At 58.5% G+C, this 19,695-nt stretch carries 18 protein-coding genes; 9 read left to right on the top strand and 9 right to left on the bottom strand.

Features of this window, described 5'->3' with window-relative positions; translation table 11 throughout:
* Nucleotides 1–11: 11 nt before the first annotated feature.
* The 5 genes from CKROP_RS02200 to CKROP_RS02180 form a co-directional block, all read right to left on the bottom strand.
* Entirely contained in the window at nt 12–1,748 is a 1,737-nt protein-coding gene (locus CKROP_RS02200) for a heavy metal translocating P-type ATPase (protein WP_012731113.1), read from the bottom strand.
* 12 nt (nt 1,749–1,760) lie between these two features.
* Nucleotides 1,761–1,997 (bottom strand): hypothetical protein, encoded by a 237-nt coding sequence (locus CKROP_RS11640; RefSeq protein ID WP_012731112.1) that lies wholly within the window; start codon nt 1,995–1,997, stop codon nt 1,761–1,763.
* Nucleotides 1,994–2,404 carry an ArsR/SmtB family transcription factor gene (locus CKROP_RS02190; protein ID WP_052292330.1) on the bottom strand — a complete coding sequence of 137 codons (411 nt, stop codon included), beginning with the start codon at nt 2,402–2,404 and terminating at the stop codon, nt 1,994–1,996. Before CKROP_RS02190 ends, CKROP_RS11640 begins: the two co-directional genes overlap by 4 nt.
* A gap of 67 nt (nt 2,405–2,471) precedes the next feature.
* Nucleotides 2,472–2,831, bottom strand: coding sequence for an FKBP-type peptidyl-prolyl cis-trans isomerase (locus tag CKROP_RS02185; RefSeq protein ID WP_012731110.1), 360 nt, complete (start codon nt 2,829–2,831; stop codon nt 2,472–2,474).
* 152 nt (nt 2,832–2,983) lie between these two features.
* Nucleotides 2,984–4,294 carry a citrate synthase gene (locus CKROP_RS02180; RefSeq protein WP_012731109.1) on the bottom strand — a complete coding sequence of 437 codons (1,311 nt, stop codon included), beginning with the start codon at nt 4,292–4,294 and terminating at the stop codon, nt 2,984–2,986.
* Nucleotides 4,295–4,733: 439 nt separating this feature from the next.
* Between CKROP_RS02180 and serC the strand changes: the two genes are divergently transcribed.
* The 3 genes from serC (at nt 4,734) to CKROP_RS02165 (ending at nt 8,888) form a co-directional block, all read left to right on the top strand.
* Nucleotides 4,734–5,894: a phosphoserine transaminase gene (gene serC, locus CKROP_RS02175; RefSeq protein WP_041628748.1), complete on the top strand. Its 1,161-nt coding sequence runs from the start codon at nt 4,734–4,736 to the stop codon at nt 5,892–5,894.
* Between the two features lie 292 nt (nt 5,895–6,186).
* On the top strand, nt 6,187–7,719 hold the full coding sequence (gene sepH / locus CKROP_RS10540) for a septation protein SepH (protein ID WP_012731107.1): 1,533 nt from the start codon (nt 6,187–6,189) through the stop codon (nt 7,717–7,719).
* Between the two features lie 74 nt (nt 7,720–7,793).
* Nucleotides 7,794–8,888 (top strand): DUF6928 family protein, encoded by a 1,095-nt coding sequence (locus CKROP_RS02165; protein ID WP_012731106.1) that lies wholly within the window; start codon nt 7,794–7,796, stop codon nt 8,886–8,888.
* Here CKROP_RS02165 and CKROP_RS02160 read toward each other — a convergent pair.
* Both CKROP_RS02160 and CKROP_RS02155 read right to left on the bottom strand, forming a co-directional pair.
* The gene (locus CKROP_RS02160) at nt 8,885–9,862 is read right to left on the bottom strand and encodes a TrmH family RNA methyltransferase (protein WP_012731105.1); all 978 of its coding nucleotides are present in this window, start codon (nt 9,860–9,862) and stop codon (nt 8,885–8,887) included. The genes CKROP_RS02165 and CKROP_RS02160 overlap by 4 nt on opposite strands.
* Before the next feature lie 16 nt (nt 9,863–9,878).
* On the bottom strand, nt 9,879–11,372 hold the full coding sequence (locus CKROP_RS02155; RefSeq protein WP_012731104.1) for an NCS2 family permease: 1,494 nt from the start codon (nt 11,370–11,372) through the stop codon (nt 9,879–9,881).
* A 102-nt stretch (nt 11,373–11,474) separates the two neighbouring features.
* Between CKROP_RS02155 and CKROP_RS11450 the strand changes: the two genes are divergently transcribed.
* From CKROP_RS11450 to CKROP_RS02135, 4 genes are all read left to right on the top strand, one after another.
* On the top strand, nt 11,475–11,753 hold the full coding sequence (locus CKROP_RS11450) for a DUF2530 domain-containing protein (protein ID WP_169302947.1): 279 nt from the start codon (nt 11,475–11,477) through the stop codon (nt 11,751–11,753).
* Nucleotides 11,754–11,872: 119 nt separating this feature from the next.
* Nucleotides 11,873–12,592 carry a glutaminyl-peptide cyclotransferase gene (locus tag CKROP_RS02145; RefSeq protein WP_041629112.1) on the top strand — a complete coding sequence of 240 codons (720 nt, stop codon included), beginning with the start codon at nt 11,873–11,875 and terminating at the stop codon, nt 12,590–12,592.
* 42 nt (nt 12,593–12,634) lie between these two features.
* On the top strand, nt 12,635–14,143 hold the full coding sequence (locus CKROP_RS02140; protein WP_169302946.1) for an MFS transporter: 1,509 nt from the start codon (nt 12,635–12,637) through the stop codon (nt 14,141–14,143).
* Nucleotides 14,144–14,164: 21 nt separating this feature from the next.
* The gene (locus CKROP_RS02135; RefSeq protein ID WP_041628747.1) at nt 14,165–14,773 is read left to right on the top strand and encodes a DUF2771 family protein; all 609 of its coding nucleotides are present in this window, start codon (nt 14,165–14,167) and stop codon (nt 14,771–14,773) included.
* Nucleotides 14,774–14,861: 88 nt separating this feature from the next.
* Here the strand turns inward: CKROP_RS02135 and CKROP_RS02130 are convergent, their stop codons facing one another.
* Nucleotides 14,862–15,254 carry a cold-shock protein gene (locus CKROP_RS02130; RefSeq protein ID WP_012731099.1) on the bottom strand — a complete coding sequence of 131 codons (393 nt, stop codon included), beginning with the start codon at nt 15,252–15,254 and terminating at the stop codon, nt 14,862–14,864.
* A gap of 465 nt (nt 15,255–15,719) precedes the next feature.
* Here CKROP_RS02130 and CKROP_RS02125 point away from each other — a divergent pair, with 465 nt between their 5' ends.
* A complete protein-coding gene (locus CKROP_RS02125; RefSeq protein WP_012731098.1) occupies nt 15,720–16,502 on the top strand; it encodes a resuscitation-promoting factor Rpf1 domain-containing protein in 783 nt (260 codons plus the stop codon).
* A 199-nt stretch (nt 16,503–16,701) separates the two neighbouring features.
* Here CKROP_RS02125 and CKROP_RS02120 read toward each other — a convergent pair whose 3' ends face one another.
* Nucleotides 16,702–16,902, bottom strand: a complete 201-nt coding sequence (locus CKROP_RS02120) for a hypothetical protein (protein WP_041628746.1) — start codon at nt 16,900–16,902, stop codon at nt 16,702–16,704.
* 74 nt (nt 16,903–16,976) lie between these two features.
* Here CKROP_RS02120 and CKROP_RS02115 point away from each other — a divergent pair, with 74 nt between their 5' ends.
* The gene (locus CKROP_RS02115) at nt 16,977–19,685 is read left to right on the top strand and encodes a helicase-associated domain-containing protein (protein WP_012731097.1); all 2,709 of its coding nucleotides are present in this window, start codon (nt 16,977–16,979) and stop codon (nt 19,683–19,685) included.
* Nucleotides 19,686–19,695 lie beyond the last annotated feature (10 nt).

Genomic DNA, 19,695 nt, shown 5'->3' with positions numbered 1-19,695 from the left:
CGTCCAGAAAGTCAGTCTTCCCACACTGATTTCCTCAGCAGCCGGATTCCGTTAACGGCAACGATGACGGTCGAACTCTCATGCCCAGCGACTGCTAGAGGCAAGGGCAGCGTCCCCAGTAGATCCCAGGTGACCAGCGTAATGATCACTGCCGCAGCAATGCACAGGTTGGCGACAACATACCGTCGTGCCCGACGCGACAGCTTGATCAACGGAGCAACGGCAGAGAGATCGTCATAAACAATCACCGCATCCGCAGCCTCTAGCGCAAGGTTGGAACCACGCCGCCCCATCGCGATGCCGGTTGAGGCTGCCATCAGTCCGGGCGCATCATTAATTCCGTCTCCGACAAAGAGGACTCGATGGTCGTCCCGTTCTAGTTCCGCAACAATGTGGGCTTTATTTTCGGGCAATAGCTCGGTATGGATGGACCCGAGGTCAATATGCCGAGCAACGGTCGACGCCGCAGAGGCATTGTCCCCTGTCAACAGCATTAACCCACCCGGAGCCACGGCGTTGACGTCGTCAATAGCTCGGGCCGCACCTGGCCGAATTTTATCGACAAGCATAATTGTCCCTACCTGGGCATCGTCCTTTGTGACGATGACGTCGGTGCCTGCCGTCGCAGATTTTTCATCAGCACGGCGCACTGTCACGGTATGTCCCTCGACGACTCCTTCCACACCCTGACCAGGGATTGCTCGGAAGTTGGTGGCGTTCGTGATGGTGATCGCGCGGGCCTCGGCGGCGCGGACAATCGCCTGCCCCAACGGGTGTTCGCTGAAACGCTCCACCGCGGCGGCAAACCGGATGACGGTATCAGCGTCATATCCTTCTGCGGGAACAACGTTCGTGACGTCCGGCGCACCCTGGGTCAGTGTCCCGGTCTTATCGAAGGCGATGATGCTCGAGTGCCCTATCGATTCCATCACGGTCGCGGTTTTCACCAGGACACCATGCCGCCCCGCGTTAGCGATAGAGGCCAGCAATGGTGGCATCGTCGACAGCACAACGGCACATGGTGACGCAACAATCATGAACACAATGGCACGTAATAATGCCTGCTCAAAGCTATAATCTAACAATACGATCGGGAGGAAAAGAACAATAAGCGTCCCGATAATAACCCCGACCGAATAGAGCTGCTCTACTTTCTCAATGAAGACCTGAGTCCGAGCTTTGGTGTTCGACGCTTCCTCAACCAGGGAGACAATCCGAGCGATCACTGTGTCCGACGCGGGGCGCGATATCTCAACGGTGAGGGTTCCCGTGCCATTCATCGTGCCGGAGAGCACCTCGTCGCCAACTTTGCGCAGAACAGGGACCGATTCACCGGTGACTGCCTGTTGGTCGACTTCGCTGACACCATCAACGACGATTCCGTCGCCACCGATGCGCTGCCCCGGGTAAATAAGGATCCGCTGCCCGACCTGCAATTCTTTCGAATTGACGACGCGGGTTGTTCCGTCGTCATTAAGAAGATTCGACTGCTCTGGAGCAAGGCTGAGCAATGAGGATATTGAATGTGCCGTCCTCTGTGTGACGATGACTTCCAGGGCTCCGGAGATGGCGAAAATGACGATTAAGAGCGCACCATCAAGAATTTGCCCGATAGCAGCGGCGACGATGGCCGCCACAATCATGAGTAGGTCGACATCGAGCTTTTTATTCTTGATTGCTTGCAATGCTGATATGAGTGGATTCCATCCACCCGCGAGGTAGCAGGCGATAAACAGGGTCCACCACACTGGAGCCGGCGTTTAGATAGCTTGGCAGCCCCAGCCGAGGAGGAAGAATGCCAAGGACCCCACTGCCCATTGAACTTCTGGCAAGGCCACAGCGGTTTTTAACCAGGATGAAGGCCGAATAGCTTCCCTAACCTGAGCAGCTGATTCAGCTGAATTACGCGGATCGGGTGAAACAGGCGAATCGGACGAATCTACCGCGTCTTGCGTCGGGATGTGTGTATTTGTCGACGGCTCAAGATCGGTGGTCATTGTTCGGTCTCCCGATCTCTACCTTCCGCGGAACCCGTTTCCCGTGGGCAATGCTTGTGCGTGCGGTGGTGGGCGGGCTCGATATCGAGAGCATGTGCTGCTTGGAAGACGGCTTGAGCGACGAGTTCCCGCGCGTGTTCATCAACCAGCCGATAAAACATGCGTGTGCCGTCTTGACGCACATCAACGATGCGCCCCCACCGCAACTTGGCTAAGTGTTGGGACGTCGCCGTTGGGGACTTGTCGATGACGTCCGCGAGGTGATTGACAGACATCTCTCCTGCGTCGCGGAGGGCGAGGATGATCCTGATCCGGGTGGGATCGGACAAGAGACGAAAAACTTCCGCGGCTAAATCGACGTAAGCGCTGTTAACGTCAAACCTACAAGCCTTCTTATCTTCACACATACGAAGATTATGACATAAGAGAAAAGCTGGCGCTAGGGGCGCCAGCACTTATCCCGGTGCAGAGGTCTTACTTGACGTCCACCAGGTCGATAACGAACACGAGGGTTCGGCCACCGAGCGGGTGGCCGGTGCCGGCGGGCCCATACGCCATGTCCGGCGGAATGGTCAGCTTACGGCGTCCCCCGACGCGCATGCCCGGAATGCCTTCCTGCCAGCCGGCGATCAGACCGGTGAGCGGGAATGTGATGGTCTGTCCGCGATCCCACGAAGAATCGAACTCTTCGCCGGTTTCGAAGTCCACCCCTACGTAATGGACCTCAACGTTGGATCCCGCTTGTGCTTCAGGGCCGTCCCCTACCGTGATGTCTTCAATGAGGAGATCCTGCGGGGCTGGCCCCGATTGGACCTCGATAGTTGGCTTACTCATGAGATTTTCTCCTTTTGTTAAAGACTCGCTGGTATAGGGGAACTGACGAAGCAATGAGCCAAGCTCGGCTCACCAGAGTAGCTGGTAATGACGAACTTGGCTCATGGCGGGGTGCCTACTGGCACCGGAACATCATGTTTGGCGCTCGTTATTTAGCGTTCTTTACGCGGAATGACGTGGCGCTCATCGTATCCCGTGTATACCTGACGCGGACGGTTGATGCGCGACGACTTGTCGTTCACGAGCTCGAGGTGCTGAGCGATCCAACCCGGCAGGCGGCCCATACCGAACAGAACGGTGAAGAAGTTGGTCGGGAAGCCCATGGCCCGGTAAATGAGGCCAGTGTAGAAGTCGACGTTCGGGTACAGCTTGCGGTCGATGAAGTAGTCGTCCTTGAGGGCGATTTCTTCCAGGTTCACGGCGATTTCGAGGAGATCGTCGTTGACGCCAAGGTGGTTGAGCACGCGGTCCGCGGTCTTCTTCACAATTGCAGCGCGCGGATCGTAGCTCTTGTAAACGCGGTGACCGAAGCCCATCAGCTTCACCCCGTCTTCCTTGTTCTTCACCTTGTTCATGAACTCGGTCGCGTCGCCACCGTTGTCCTTGATCTCCTGGAGCATTTCCAGCACTGCCTGGTTAGCGCCACCGTGAAGCGGACCGGACAGAGCATTGAAGCCGGCAGCAATAGACACGAACATGTTGGCCTGCGCGGAGGACACCATGCGAACCGTCGACGTGGAGCAGTTCTGCTCGTGGTCCGCGTGGAGAATAAGGAGCTGGTCAAGAGCCTTCGTCAGAACGGGGTCAACTTCGTAGTCCTCCGTCGGGTAGCCGAACATCATGCGCATGAAGTTCTGGCGAGCGTTCAGGCCATTATCCGGGTACATGAACGGCTGGCCACGACGTGCGCGGTGGGAGTAGGCAGCCAGCACAGGAACCTTCGCCATCAGGCGATAGGTGTTGAGCTTCTGCATATTCGGGTCGAGCGGGTCGAGCGAATCCTGGTAGTAGGTGGACAACACGTTCAACGCAGAAGCGATAACGGCCATGGGGTGTGATGACCGCGGGAAAATGGAGAAGTGATCCTTGAAGTCTTCATCAACCAACGTATGCCGGCGAATATTGCGGTTGAATTCGTCGAGCTGTTCTTGGTTGGGAAGCTCACCGTTAATCAGTAGGTAAGAGACTTCGTTGAAGGTTGCCTTCTCGGCCAATTCTTCGATGGGGTATCCGCGGTAGCGAAGAATCCCATTTGCACCATCAATATAGGTGATATTGGACAGCGTGGAACCTGTATTTACATATCCCGGATCGAGGGTAACGTAGCCAGTTTCCTGGAGCAGCTTTCCTAGGGCAATACCGTCGTTCCCATCGGTTGCTTTAACGATCGGCATTTCATAGCTGCCTCCCGGGTAGGTAAGTACAGCCTTGTCCTTGGCCTCTGCAGCATTGTTGTCAGCCATGTTTTCCCTTTCTCCGAAAGCAGTGGTTATGCCGTATGGAGCTGATGCTCGCTTAAGTTTTCCCTGCACTCATACACTTTCGAGGGCGGCCTTCTCTTTGTTGGTCAATGTTCACCGATTCACGGCATCCATCATGTGGACGACAAGACAAATACTGAAGACCTGCCCTCTTCACGATCTAGTGTAGAACCTCACTCACGTGGGGGCGACAGCAGACATACCCGAGTAATGGTATGCCGCACAGTTTAACAAAGGTTGTGACGTGGACGACAGTTGCCAATCAATGGCCAGAATTCCACCCTCTTTCAGGGTTAATCCCCGACTGAATTGAGGTCAATGCACGCATTTTAAACAGTTTTGTGGTTTTTATTCGCTTATTCACGAGCGCGTCACTATGATCCCCACCAACGCACAGTCTCTAGAGATATACGAGCCCTCCATGACACCCACCGCATCATCAACCCCTTCCGACGCACCTCAGCTCCCTGAGGACCTCCTCCCCCACGACGGTCGCTTTGGCTGCGGCCCCTCCAAAATCCGCCCGGAGCAAATCAAAGCCATTGACCAGGGCGCGACCACCATTATGGGAACCTCGCACCGCAAGCCCGGGGTCAAGAATATCGTCGCCTCTATCCAGGAAGGCCTGACGTCACTCTTTCAGCTTCCCGACGGGTACGAAATCGTCGCCTCACTGGGCGGGGCCACCGCGTTTTGGGACGCAGCGACCTTCGGCCTGATTGAACGCCGATCCGCTCATCTGAAGTACGGGGAGTTTTCCGGCAAGTTCGCGGCTGCCTCCGAGCGTGCCCCCTGGTTGGATGCCCCGATCATCCTCGAAAGTGATCCTGGCACCGCCCCTTCCCCGTCGGAACTTAACAATGTCGACGCGGACGTTGTTGCCTGGGCGCACAACGAGACGTCGACGGGGGCGATGGTTCCCGTGGAGCGGCCATCCGGTGACGCGCTCGTCCTTATCGACGCAACCTCGGGCGCTGGTGGCTTACCCGTCGATATTCGGAATGCGGATGCTTACTACTTTTCGCCGCAGAAATGCTTCGCCTCCGATGGCGGTTTATGGTTCGCTGCGATGAGCCCGGCCGCGCTGGAAAGAATTGAGCGGATTTCGAAATCTGACCGGTTTATTCCCGCGTTCCTCGATCTGCAGACTGCTGTGAATAATTCGCGCAAGAACCAAACGTATAACACGCCAGCAGTAGCGACGCTGCTCATGATGGATCAGCAAGTGCAGTGGATGAATAACAACGGTGGGCTCGACGGAATGGTCCAGCGGACGTCTGCCTCGTCACGCGTTATTTACGACTGGGCTGAAAAGCGCCCCGAGACGCAACCATTCGTCGCCGATCCGCAGGGGCGGTCCCTCGTCGTCACGACCGTTGATTTCGACGACGCCATTGACGCGGCACGAATCGCGGCCATCTTGCGTGCTAATGGTGTGCTGGATACTGAGCCTTACCGCAAGCTTGGACGAAACCAGCTGCGTATTGGCACATTCCCGGCTATCGATACCGCGGATGTCGAAAAATTAGTATCTGCCATTGATTACATTCTGGACAATGAACTAGCCAACAAGAGCGCGTAGTACCAGTTACTCCGAGGCGTAGCGGACCAGATATCGCGCACTATCCAGCGCGTATATCACCGCTATTTGCTTAATCCAGCTAAGGTAAAGGGGTATCTGAGAAAAAGTCGGGATATGTATGGCTTGCCAGTCACGGCCTTCGTGGCCATCCGCGACCATTCATTGCCATTCGTTCTCTGGAGCTTTCACATAAACGTACGACAGTGAACGAGAATGAAAGACAGTGAACGGCGATTCACGAAGGCATAAGGAATGGGAATTCCGCCCCGACTTGTGTGACCAGGAGGTAGTAATGCAGACAATTTCCCTCGTCCCCGAGGAATGCACCGACGACTACCTGGTTTTTGCTGCCTCGGAACCGCACAGCCCCGACGCGTCCGCCGCGGCGGATTCAGTTGGGGTTTCTTCGAGCAACTCCCCCGAGGTTTCCTCGACGGATTCCTCGCAGGAGGACAACACCGGCCCAACGCACTTCAGGCTGCCGCTGGCTGAGGACACGAAATCTGCCCTCCGCCGGTTGCTGGGCACCGACGCTGCCGACGTAACCGACGCCTCCAGCTCGACCGGCTCGACCGGCTCCACCAGCACCGATACCCCGGCAGAAACGGCACCTCAATCCGACGATTCCGGTTCGTCACACACAGACAACGTTTCCAGCGTCGATAATGACAAAGACTCCGATGACGAAGGTTCCAGCGCAGGATCTGACACCGCCACAGACCAGAGCGAATCACTGACGGCTCCGTCGACACCGACCGTCGTCCTTACCCCGCGAGAAATCCAGGCGCGCATCCGCGGCGGCGAATCCATCGAAGACCTCGCCCGCGCCTCCGGGATGTCGCAAGGCAAAATCGAGCCCTTCGCGCACCCCATCCTCGCTGAGCGCGAGCGCATGACCACCGTGGCCCGCCAATCGCACCCCGTTCGCCAAGACGGCCCGTCCACACTGACTCTCGACGACGTCCTCGCCACCGCATTCACAGCGCGCGGGATGGACCTCTCGGAAGCCACATGGGACGCCTACCGCAACGACGCCCGACTGTGGATCATCACCCTGACCTGGACATCCGGCATGTCCGACGTCACCGCGGAATGGAGCTACCACTCCGACGGGCTCTCCGCCACGACAGTGGCACGCAATGAAGCCGCCACAGAACTTGTCGACCCCGACTTCGGCCGCCCATCGCCTGGCCGCCCCCGGTCCCGCACCAGGGGCCAGGGAGGATCCGCGCGTTTCTCGTCGGCAATGAGTTCCGACGATGGCAGCCAGGAATCAGGGCAGATCCACGGGCTGCACACCGACGGCGACCCCGACTTCGATTATGACGAAACAGTGGAGGACTTCGACGACTCTACCTCCGCTATCCCCTCGTCACCCGAGGAGGAAGCACCCCGGGGCGAAGGACAGCCCGGCGCGGACACCGACGTGCAGCCCCACCACCCCTCTCGAGCAGGTGGGGGCCGGGGCCGGCGGACGCAACGTCGTCGGACAGGACGTATGGAAATCGTCGGACTTGATGACCACCGATCCAGGCGGGCGAACAAATCCTCAGACACAGGATCATCGGCCAGTAACGATCCCCGCGATAGCGGCCCAACCAACACAAACGATGGCCACAACGGCCCGGACCACGATCACGCATCCGATAGCCACAGTGGATCGTCCGAGAATGAAGACGCATTCTTACAACACCCGGACACTGAATCCCGGCCTCGTCGTCGGAAAGCTGTGACTCCTCACTGGGAGGATGTCTTGTTGGGAGTGCGAACGAACCGGTCGGATCCGCCGCGCAACCGGGGCAACCACACCCGCGACCACGACTAAGCTGGACACTGTCCACACAGAAACTCCCGCACACCTGTGTGAGACGGCATAACTGTGAGTAACGGAGGGACGACATGGCTCACGCGTCGGATTCATCTGGATCACGTTCCAGTGACGGCTTCACCCCCCACGGGTCTGTGCCGATCGTGAAATATCCGTTCCCCTCGGCCACGGTCACCATTTGGTGTGTTAGCACTGCTCACCCCAAGGATGTCTTCGCCAATGATCCCGCCCCCGATCGCGGCTTTGGGCGGAAATTGCTCGCCCAGCTCAACCCGCAATGGCCCGTCACGCACATGGGAGACTTCCCGCTTAATCGGTCGACGTCGGCCGGCCATGGCGAAATTTATATCGGTGGGTTCGACGGTGTGGCCATTATTCAGTATGTGCCGGCATCATTCCCCGGCTACGAGTTTGATGTGTCGCACCTGTCCGCGTTGCCCATGAAATTGATTGAGTCGATCCCCGCCTCCGATATCTACGCTTTCGCGGTCGACGACCACAGTCAGCTGGGCGGGTTCGCGCATTGGCACGAGGGCAAGTTGGAGCGATCGTTCTGTTCTAATCGGGTCTCGGTTTTCGAGGACACGGGCCTGCCGGAGTCTTTTGAAACGCCGTTTTGGGCTGGTGAGCGGTCACACGGGGCTCACCGTGGGATCGAGCTGCCCTTCCTCCCCGCAGAGTTGGCCATGGAGGCGCTCCACTCCTGGCTAGGCCTTTCCTTGACGTCAACATCGATGGACGTTCCTGTCGCGGCTTTTGCTATCGACGGTCGCCCCGCGTCCCGCCTGCCCCTCGATTGTGCGTCGGGTTCTTCGTCCCGACGGGGGCACTCTGCTTTCCGACGTCACACGAACGCTGCCGACGGCAACGCCTCCCCTGACAACCCGCATTCGCGATCGGCGGACGACGAGGAATGGATTAACGACGGTCTCCCGGCCGATCACGATTCTGATTACGACGACTACGCCCACGTCCCGCCATTTTCTGTACGTGAATGGGCCGACATTGACCGCTCTGATGTCTCCGCGTTCATGAAACGCGGTGCCGCTCGTGCTGGCCGTGCGGCTCTCCGGGGAGGGCGGGCGCTGGCGTCACTTCCTCACGCTGTGGGTGATCGCGTTCGTGCACGGGCGCGGAAGACCGGGCGTCGCGAACCGCGCGATTAAATCCGTCGCCGCGAGGTGTTGCTACCGCCGCGGGCCGGCCGAAGTGGTCGCCCACACCCCACTATCGATGTTCGAGCACGCTCATAAAAACCCATCGCTGCTGCCGTCGCCACATTCAGCGAGTCCGTCCCCGGAGCCATCGGAATGCGGGCCCTCACATCGCTAGCTCTCATCGCATGTTCGGTTAATCCTGGCCCTTCGGCCCCTACTATGAGCGCCGCCCTCTGCGCGCCATCCAGGGCCTCAGGCAACATGACCGCATCGTCAGACGGCGTCAACGCCACACATCGATACCCACGCTGCTGCAGTTCCGACAATCCACGCTGCCACGTCGAGCGGTTGCCGTCGAAATACGCAAAGGGAACACGCAGCACATGCCCCATCGACACGCGCACAACACGCCGGTAGAGCGGATCCGCGCAGCCAGCCCCAAAGAACACGGCATCCACACCCAGCCCTGCAGCATTGCGGAACAAGGCACCGATATTCTCATGGTCGCCCACGCCCTCCAGCACAGCGATCGTCCCACTCACGGGAGGCTGATCGGGGCGGTCCCGTCGGGCATCCAGTTCGTCAAGAACATCGCTGATCGACGGCACATCCACCCGGTTCGCCGATGCCAACAAACCGCGGTGCATATCAAAACCGACAATCTCCGCCATGACCTCGCGGGACACACACCACACGGGGATATTGGCCTGCGCGAGGGTCGCCGCGAGGTCAGCGTCGTCAAGAAGTGAATGAAGCTTAGCCTCGGTCCCCATGATGGCCCGCACTGGAAAGCGCGAGCGAATCAGGCGGGGAACGACCAAAAGGCCTTCCGCGATCACTAGTCCCTTCCCACCAGGCATATCGGGGCGTTTATCCGAGTGGTTGAGGTTTCGGAAATCGTCGAGCCTCGGATCTGATGGATCCTCGATATAGACGACATCGCACTCGTTCATGATCACCTCCGCTGAGTCACAGCCACTCATTTACCGCATCCCTCATCTAACTCACGGCGTCCCGAATGGGATCGATGCCGAAGTACACGACGAACAAAATCGCCACAATCCACATCAGCGGGTGCACTTTCTTCGCCCGCCCGGCTGCGGTTTCCATCACGGCGTAAGTAATGAAACCTATGCCAATACCGTTAGCAATGGAATACGTAAAAGGCATGACCACGATCGTTAAAAACGCCGGCAGGGCCGTCGTAAATCGTGAAAAATCAATTTCACGAATCTGCCCCACCATCAAGGCACCCACGATAACGAGCACCGGAGCAGCCGCCTCCGTGGGAACAACCTCGTACAGCGGGGTCAGGAACATGGCGACCAGGAATAAAACACCAGTCACGACATTCGCCATGCCTGTGCGGGCGCCGTCGGCAATACCCGCAGCAGAATCCACGAATACCGTGTTCGACGACGAAGACACCGCACCGCCGACAATCGCGCCGGTGCCCTCCACAACCAGTGCCTGCTTCATGTCCGGCAAAACGCCGGTCTCATCGACCAAACCGGCTTGCTTACCTAAGCCAGTCATCGTCCCCATGGCGTCGAAGAAGTTGGCCAGAACGAGGGTGAACACCAACAGCGTGGCCGTCAGTACTCCCACCTCGGTAAACGCGCCAACGAGGTCCACCTTGCCCACCAACGACAGGTCCGGGGCCCCCGCCCACGAATCGGGAATACCGGGGACCGCCAAGTTCCAGCCCTTCGGGTTAGGCTGGCCATTCTTCACCGACGCCCCGGAGCGAGTGAGCGCCTCGACGATCATCGCGATAATCGTGTTCGCCACGATGCCGATAAACAGTCCGCCGCGAACATTGCGGGCCACCAGCACGCCACAAATCAACAAGCCCACCAAGAAAACGGCCGTCGGCCATGAAGCGATGGACCCGCCGATGCCGAGTTCAACAGGCACCGTGGTGTGGGCGGAATCAGGAACGCGGCGGACGAAACCGCCGTCGACAAAACCGATGATGGCAATAAAAAGACCGATGCCGACAGTCATTGCTGTCTTCATCGGTGCGGGGATGGCGTTAAAAACCGCGACGCGGAACCCGGTGACGGCCAGGATCACGATAATGATGCCGTCGATCACAATAAGTCCCATCGCTTGGGGCCATGTGAGGCCTTCGGTCGACACCAGCGTGACCGCCACCAGCGTGTTAATGCCGAGTCCCGTCGCGATGCCGAAGGGGTACCGGGCGATCAGGCCGAAGACGATGGTCATCACACCGGCGGCAAGGGCGGTGACGGCCGCGACTCGGGGAATGCCCAGCTCCGTACCGGTGTGATCGGGGACGCTGCCCAGAATGAGCGGGTTCAGAAGCACGATGTACGCCATCGCGAAAAAGGTCACAACACCGGCACGAACTTCCGTGCTCAGAGTGGATCCTCGGTCAGAAATGTGGAAATAGTTGTCCAGCGCGGATCGTCTTTTCTTTTTCGACGACGGCGCCGTCGCCGTGTCCGTGGAGGAAGCATTGTTGGACATCGGAACTCCTGCACATGTGTGAAGCCGCACCGAGGAGGGCTTGGTACGGGTGAGATTTGGGACGGGTGGGGAGGAAAACCCCACAAGGGTAAGTTGGCACGTGTGAGCCCTAAATTCCAATTCCACTCCGAACCGCTACAGGACGTTACCCTTCCCCGGCTGCCCCGTGCGCTCGAAGATCCGAGGCCCGCTCTCATCGTGGGTATCATCGTATGGGTGCTGGGAGCGGTGTGTTTTGGGCTCACTCGTGGGTGGACTGACCAGTTGGTGTGGACCAGCATTATCGGCGCCGTCACGGGTGTTTTAGGTTATGGGGTTTATATGTGGCAGCGGGAAGCTGTCCGCCGTGGAGCACAATGGGTTCAAGACGGTTTAGATTAACCCTCATCACGGTACTCGTGGGCACCGTTCTTATTGCAGTGTGCGGACTGATCATTGTCGCGTCGTGGTCACAGCGATCCCGTACCGACGGGGCTTCGCGCGCACCGTCCACTTCATCTATGTCCGCTCGTGGGGCGGTTCCGACCCGGTCGATCACTGTTCTTGACACGCTTCCCTGGCCTCAGGATGCGTTTACTGAAGGATTGGACCGCCTTCCACAGGGGCAGAGTCTGGTCAGCACTGGCCGTTACGGCAGGTCAGATATTTATTTTCTAAACGACGACGGCCATCGCGCTCATGTTCACCACCTCCCCCGGAAGTATTTCAGTGAAGGAATCGCGGCAACGCCGACCGCCGTGTGGCAGTTAACGTGGAAAGCGGGCCACGCGATCCGACGCGACCGCCAGTCATTAGCGGCGACAGGTTCTGCCCACTACGAAGGCGAAGGGTGGGGATTGTGTTACGACAGCCATAACCTTCTTATGAGCGACGGGAGCAATAGGCTGACCCGGCGCGACTCCAACACGTTCGAGAAACGCTCCTCGCTATCGGTGACACTGGACAGTCGGCCCGTCGGCAATATCAATGAATTAGATTGCGCCCACAACCGCATCGTGGCCAATGTGTGGCATCGCGATGAACTCATTGTCATTGACCCAGAGAGCGGTCGGGTGACCAGCGTGATCGATGCGTCGGAATTGGCCCCGGCGCGGGACGCTACCGGTGAGAATGTGTTGAATGGCGTGGCCAGCGATCCTGAGGATCCCACCATTCTCTATCTGACTGGCAAGTTGTGGCCGCACATGTATCGGGTTCGTGTCGACGGCTTGGGTGGCTAGCGCAAATACATGCCCACCCGACGATGGTGCAAGAATGGGTTCATGAACAACCACGGAGAGCCGCCCACCACTGGCGAGCTACACGAGCCACCGGCCGATGACACGACGCCACGGCCATCTCGTGTTCGCCGTGTGTTGTCGGCCCCTGGCCGCCTGGTGGGTAGCTGGATCGAGGCCGACGGTGCGAAAGCCTCGGGCCTGTCGTCGCTGACATACACGACGATCTGCAACTCTGGTGTCGACGCAGCACTCGCGGTTGCTCTGGCGGGCACGCTGTTTTTCTCCGCGACGACGGGTGAATCGCGTGAAGGCGTCGCACTGTACTTGCTTGTGACCATCGCCCCCTTCGCGGTCATTGCTCCGCTGATTGGGCCCGCGTTAGACCGTGTGTACGCCGGGCGTCGTTTTGCGTTATCGCTGACGTTCGCTGCGCGCATTGTATTGACGGTGTGGCTGCTCACGAATTTTCACTCGTGGGTCCTCTACCCCGCTGCACTGGGCATGATGGTCATGAGCAAATCGTTCGGTGTGCTGAAATCATCGGTCACTCCACGGCTCATGCCGCCGGATATCGATCTGGTTCGCACAAATGCGCGGCTCACGATCTTGGGGCACATTGTGGGCTCGGGTGGAGTCGGGGCCATCGCGGCTAGTGTGTCGTTTTTATTCACACCTCGCGAAGCATTGTGGGTCATTATTGTCATTGCTCTCATGGGGTTGTATTCCTGCGTCTTGATCCCGCGGAAAGCAGAATCGTCCCCCGACGAATGGGCGACCACGTCCCCGCTGTCCGTGCCGGGAACACCTCTCACCGAGGACTCTTCTCTTGACGACGATCCGACGGCCGACGTCGCCAATGCCAACGCCGACGCTGCCACCGACACTGCACCATTACCGCAGTCGCCATCACAGCCTTCCCCGCGTCGACGGGCCGTCCGCCAACGTGTCACTCGTGCGGCCCAGCAGCTTCACATCGTTCCTTTCCCCCACGACGCCAAGACGTGTTTGTGGTCCGTCATGACCAGCCGGTCTGGCACCGGATTCCTCACGATCTTCGTCGCTTTTGCAGCTAAATCGACCAACGGTTTGAGCGCGTGGGAGCAACTCGCAATGCTGGCCGTCGCGGGCGCCGCAGGAAGCGTCGGCACGTTTTCGGGGAATTTATTGGGCGCGTGGATCCCCCTCGGAGCTCCACGAGTTACGGTGCTCACGATTGCAGGTATCGCGTGGGCGGGCGTGATCTGCGCAGCAATCTGGCCTGGGCTGATATTGACGGCAGTCGCGACCTTCGCGTTGTCGCTGTCTAGTTCACTGTGCAAAGTAAGCCTTGATGCAACCATCCAGGAAGGCCTCCCCGAAGAAGCGCGATCCAGCGCATTCGGCCGCAGCGAAACATTCGGTCAACTCGCGTGGGTGTTCGGTGGCACGATGGGCATTGTCCTTCCGCCGCAGCTTGGCACAGGGTTCATCGCTCTGTCCATCATCATCGGCGTCGGCTATCTACGGACTCTTTTTCTCGCTGTCAAGGTCCCGCATGTACGACGTCATTAGGGCCTCGCTATTGTGGACGCCATGACCGATCCGGGTTCGTCCTCCAGCTCAGAACCATCACCCCAGGCCCCAGCCCGTCGCGGTCGTCGCGGCCGTCGAAAAACCAAGGCAGAGCGACGTCGGGAACGGCGCACCATGATCATCGTGGGATCTGTGATGGCTGTTATCGTGCTCGTCGCGATTGTCGGTGGAATTGCGTTCACTTATTGGGAACAACGACACAACTCTGTGGACCCCACCACGGTCACACTATCCATCACTGATTCCAAGGGAAAGAGCGTCACGGCGGATCCTTATCAGGCCTGTGCCCTGGGGTCGACGGACTGCACGGAGAAGTCGATGACAAAGATTTCCCTGCCCAAGGATGGGAAGGCCACTATCGACGTGCCCTCGACGGTGTCCGATACCCAATGGTCGTTGTTGACGATCTATGAGGATAACGCCAAGAATTACGAGTCCGTTTACAAGGCGAAAGACAAAAAGTCGGTCACCATCGATGGAAGTAAAGATGGTTCCCGACTGAAAGTCGCTGAGGTCCACGCCGTTCTTTTGGGCGATAAATCTCACGGTTCTGATTCGTCCGATGACGAGGATGCCTACACCATGGTGTGGGCTATTTCCCCGGAGTAGCGCCTGGATAAGTGGCCGCTTGGAGAAATAGCGCGGCGCACGACGGACGCGAAGGGTGCACCGCCCCCTGCCTCAGGCATCGAGATTATTAAGCATCAAGTTCCCGGGCCACAGCGCGAAGAACCTCGGCCACTTGGCGGCTTTCTTTCCGCCCTGGGTAGCGGCCCGCTTGGAGGCTCGGCTGAACATGTCCTTCTAACAGCGTCATCAAGTCCTGGATCATGCTTTGCAGCTGATCTGGCTTGTACTTATGGGAAGGGCGACGCCGAGGCCGACCAGTCTCCTGAATATCCGTAATCCTGAGCACCTGCGGGCCTTTCCGGCCTGCAGCGAACTCATACTCTATTTTCTGCCCCTGGTGTAGTTCTTCCACGCCATCGGGCAATACTTGGGTGCCGACGAAGACGTCGTCATCGCCCGGGTTGGTGACGAACCCAAATCCCTTATCGGGATCAAACCATTTGACTCTTCCGATTGGCATGAGGGTTTTCCTTTCTCTGTATTTCATAAGCTGGGTGTGTCTACATCTTCTACATCTGGCTCTGTAACCGTGTATCGGTTTAACCATGTATCGCGGGGTGAACTCGAGACTATCCCAGCGTGGATGGGCGAAACTCCTTATTCTAAACGATCCACAACTTTTAGCCCACCCCGACGCTTCATAGGTAGGTTTACGTTTTTTACTCGTCAATAAACGCGCAGTACTACCTGCCGCACGCACGAATAATAGTGTTCTTAATCACATTTTAACGGCACTTTTCGTCAATAATTCGGTCAAAATATAGCTTTACGCTGCACTGTTACCCATGTTACTCGCTCACGACCGACTCCAAGTCGCTACCAGAATGTGACCTTTTCGTAACCTTCATGTAGCGTGGCCGTCCAGTACGTCAAGAAGCGGTCCGCCAAGGACGCCGATTATCGCACAGAGAGGTTATACCCCTTTATGGGACAGCACTCCAAGAACACCAACCGTATTTCTACCGGCGCCAAGGTTGCCCTGTCGGGCTTGGCTATCACAGCTAGCGGCATTGCTGTCGCTCCGTCAGCGTCGGCAGCACCAGATTCCGATTGGGATCGTTTAGCTCAGTGCGAGTCTGGTGGCAACTGGGGCATCAACACTGGCAACGGCTTCCAGGGTGGTCTGCAGTTCGCACCGTCCACCTGGTCTGCATACGGCGGAACCGAATACGCTGCTACTGCTAACCAGGCAACCCGTGAGCAGCAGATCACGGTCGGCGAGCGCGTCCTCGCTGAACAGGGCTGGAACGCCTGGCCGGCTTGCTCCGCGCAGCTCGGGTTGAGCAGTGCCCCTTCTCAGCGCGATAACGCCTACGCCAACGGTGCTCAGGCTGCCGTTCAGCCCGCAGCCGCTCCTGTTGAAGAGGCTGCACCTGCCGAGAACGCTGCACCTGCAGCTCAGGCTCCTGCCGACGTAGCCGACGAGGCTCCGACCCCGCAGAAGGCTGTGACGGACCTGGCCGCAACGCAGAGCATCGCAAGCTTGGACCAGGTTTTCGACGCCATCCAGGCTGCCTTCAACAAAGCTGGCATTCCGATGCCCGCCGTGATCACGGATTACTACCACGCTCATCACGACGAGCTCGTTGGTGCCTACAATCAAGCCATTGGCGCAGCTGTGAACGGTTACGCTGAGGCCACCGCTCAGGCTACGAAGATTTACGACGCCGTGGAGAAGAACTTCCACTCGTCACGCAGCGCTGCATAAGCGACGCGCTTTATAACGAGCACCCCTCGGGAAACACCATCATTGGTGGATATCTCCCGAGGGGTTCGTTTTATGTAGCCAGGCTATGGGAGCCCAACATTAGACGCGCTGGAACTAAGACACGTTGGCAAGCAACCAGCACACAGTTGAGGCACGCTCGAGCAACACTAGAGCACTCGGCCGCGCAGCGGCGCGGGAATTAACGCTTAAATGGCCTGTTCACAGGGGTGTACGGGTGAACGTAGTTAAGCTCGCTGGAATCGACAGGGAACTTCGTGTCCTCACCGTAGGGGCTCGTCGCGCCCGGCACGTGGGAGACCACCTCTGTCACGGGGTGCTCGCCCTCCTCTAAATGCTGAGGCCAACCTGGATCAACATATTGTTCTTTATCTTTCGCCATGGCTCCATCTTTTCAGATCAGTACGTATTAGTCACCCTACTAAGAACGATTGCCCCCGGTTAGAATGGGGGTTTATGTCTTCTCCCGGTTCCGTTCCCGATCGCTTGTCTGAGTGGCTCGCACAGATTAGCGACGATCAACTCTCGCTGATTCTTCGCGAGCGCCTGGAGAATCTCTTCCCGATGCCCGTCGGCAGTGGCCAACTAGCTGCGCGGCTAACCAGCCCATTCACGGTCACACAAACTGTGGAAGCCCTCGATATGCTGTCGTCGGCCTGTCTCAGGGTCATGGCGGATCTGACGGATCACGGCCGGAACAACGGGCCACTCACTGTGTCGGATCTCTACGACCGACTCACGTCGTCATTAGCCGAGGTCGGCGTCGATGAATCATCCATGCCGACGGAACATCACGTTCTCTCCGCGTTGGAATACTTGTCCGAGCATGGGCTAGTCTGGGGCCTCCCCTTCCCCGATACCGCGGATCACGCCACCGTGGAGTCACAATTCCGGGTCGTTTCCGATGCAGTACGGTCGCCGACCTCGCAAATTGCATTCATCGAGCCTCCCCTGCCCATCGGTGAGGACTGGACTGCACTGCTGGACACAGTGACTCCTCAAGAACGACGTGTGCTGCAGCGCCTCCACGGCGCAGGGGGCCGAGGAGTCCATTCTCCTGCAAAGAACTCAGATCCGTCTGCCCCCGTCCCCCACCTCATTTCACTCGGTTTGCTGGAGGTGTACGACACAGCTCAATCGACCGGGCGCCCCTCGTCGGCACACAAAGGCCGCACACCAAGCGGCGCGAACTCATCCACCCAGCAACCACCGGCCGACGTCTACGTCCGGCTCCCCCTCCGCGTCCATAACTACCTCGCGGGACGGCACGACAATTTCGTACCGACATCCCTCCAGCCGCCGGAAGGTTTTCATTTCCCGCCGTCGCCCATTCCGATGAAGCAGACGCCCGATGACATTATCGATACCGTCTCACCCGCCCGCGCGCAGTTGTCGTCGGCAGCCGCGGCGGAAGTGTCCCTGACCTTGTTCCATATGCGGGAGCTTTTGCGGTTCGCTGCGCGAACACCGTTTAAGGCGCTGCGTAATTCGGAAATCGGCGTTCGCGAACTGCGGCGGGCGGAAAAAGAATTGTCGGATATCGGGCTCACTCGCACGAGGCTCATTACTCTTCTTGAGCTGGCCCGTGGCCTCGGCTTTCTGGACTGGGGCGATCCGGAATCTCTTTATGATGAGGCGGATTACGGGTGGTGGGGTCCGACGCGCCTGGCCGAAGAGTGGATCCACGCCGATGCCGGCACGCAGTGGGCGCTGCTGGCGATGGGATGGTTTGGTTCCCTGGCACAGACGTGGGTCGTCGGCAAGGATGAGGACGGCAAGAACATCAATGTCTTCGACGAGGAGACGGTGTCCCCGGGTGCTCTCGTTTTGCGTCGGCACCTCTTATCTGCGGCGCGCGGTTTTGATCCTTCCGCAACCGGGAAAACGGAGGATGTGTACTCGGCGTACGGGTACATGTATCCGCAGCATGTGGTCTACATGGATCCGCGGGCTGTTCCCAATATGGTGACCAATGCGGAGGCGTTCGGGCTTATTTCTGGGCGGGCAACCACCGGGGTCACGGACATTCTCCTCCCCCTGTTCCGCGACATTCCCCCAGATCGCGAGACACATTCCACACCTATGGCCGATTATGTGTTACGCCTGTCGCGCACCTACGCTTCTCAGCCAACGTCCCAGCCAACGTCGGTGGGGAGCGATTCGGCGGGGAACAATAAGGACACCGGTAGCTCTCAGCCGGACTCAGCAAATTCGTCGACCGCAGATTTGTCGCTCTACGACGCGTATGTCGTCGCTCTGATCCGGCACTGCCAGGCCTCATTTCCTGCGCCGTCGTCGACGCTCATTGCTCAGGGCGATATGACCGTTCTGGCCCCTAGTCCTCTTGATGACACGACAACGAGCATGATGGATCGTATTGCCGACGTGGAAAGCCCCGGGCTGGCAACGCTGTACAGGGTTTCGGAGGATAGTCTCCGCCGCGGGATGGCGTCGGGTCTCACGCCTGAGGATATTTCGTCGTTTCTGTCGCTTCGGGTGCTCAATGGTGTTCCCCAGGGGCTCACTTTCCTCATCGACGACGTGGGCCGCTTCTATGGATCGGTGCGCGGTGGCGAGGCCTCGTGTTATCTACGCATTGATGATCCGCAGGTCGTCGACGATGTGCTGGCTTCCCCCGCAGCGTCGTCGGCAGGTTTACGAAAGATCGCGCCGACGGTGTTGGTGGGGTCGGTACCGCTGGCAACGGCGCTGAGGGATGTGGCTGCCGAGGGGTTCCAGGTTGTCCAGGAGGATGCCGGTGGTATGGCGGTCCAGTCGGATTCGGTTGCCCGGTTTGATAGCCACTTTGATCTCTCGCCAGCGGATGAGTCCGAGATGTTGACTCGGTATTCGGTGAATGTGACGCCCACTCCGGAGGACGGCATTGCTGGTGCGATTGCTGCGGTCCGTCGGGAGGATGCCGATGACGTCGAGGGCCGGGTTCTCACTCACCCGCAGGATTGGGTTCCGCAGCTTTCTCATTATGCGCGGTCGGGAATGCAAGTCATTGTGACGTACGTTGAGAAGAATGGCGCAACTAAGCGATACCGCATGGAGCCGTTAACTGTGACATCGGGCTATTTTGATGGGTTCGATGTTCATTCGTCGGAAGTTCGACGTATTGCGTTCCACCATGTCACAAGCATTACGCTCCTGGACCGGTGAGCGCAGGCTT

It is taken from the genome of Corynebacterium kroppenstedtii DSM 44385 (assembly GCF_000023145.1).
Classification (GTDB): domain Bacteria; phylum Actinomycetota; class Actinomycetes; order Mycobacteriales; family Mycobacteriaceae; genus Corynebacterium; species Corynebacterium kroppenstedtii.
Note: the sequence above shows the minus strand (reverse complement) of the source record. Positions and strands in the feature narration are given on the sequence as shown.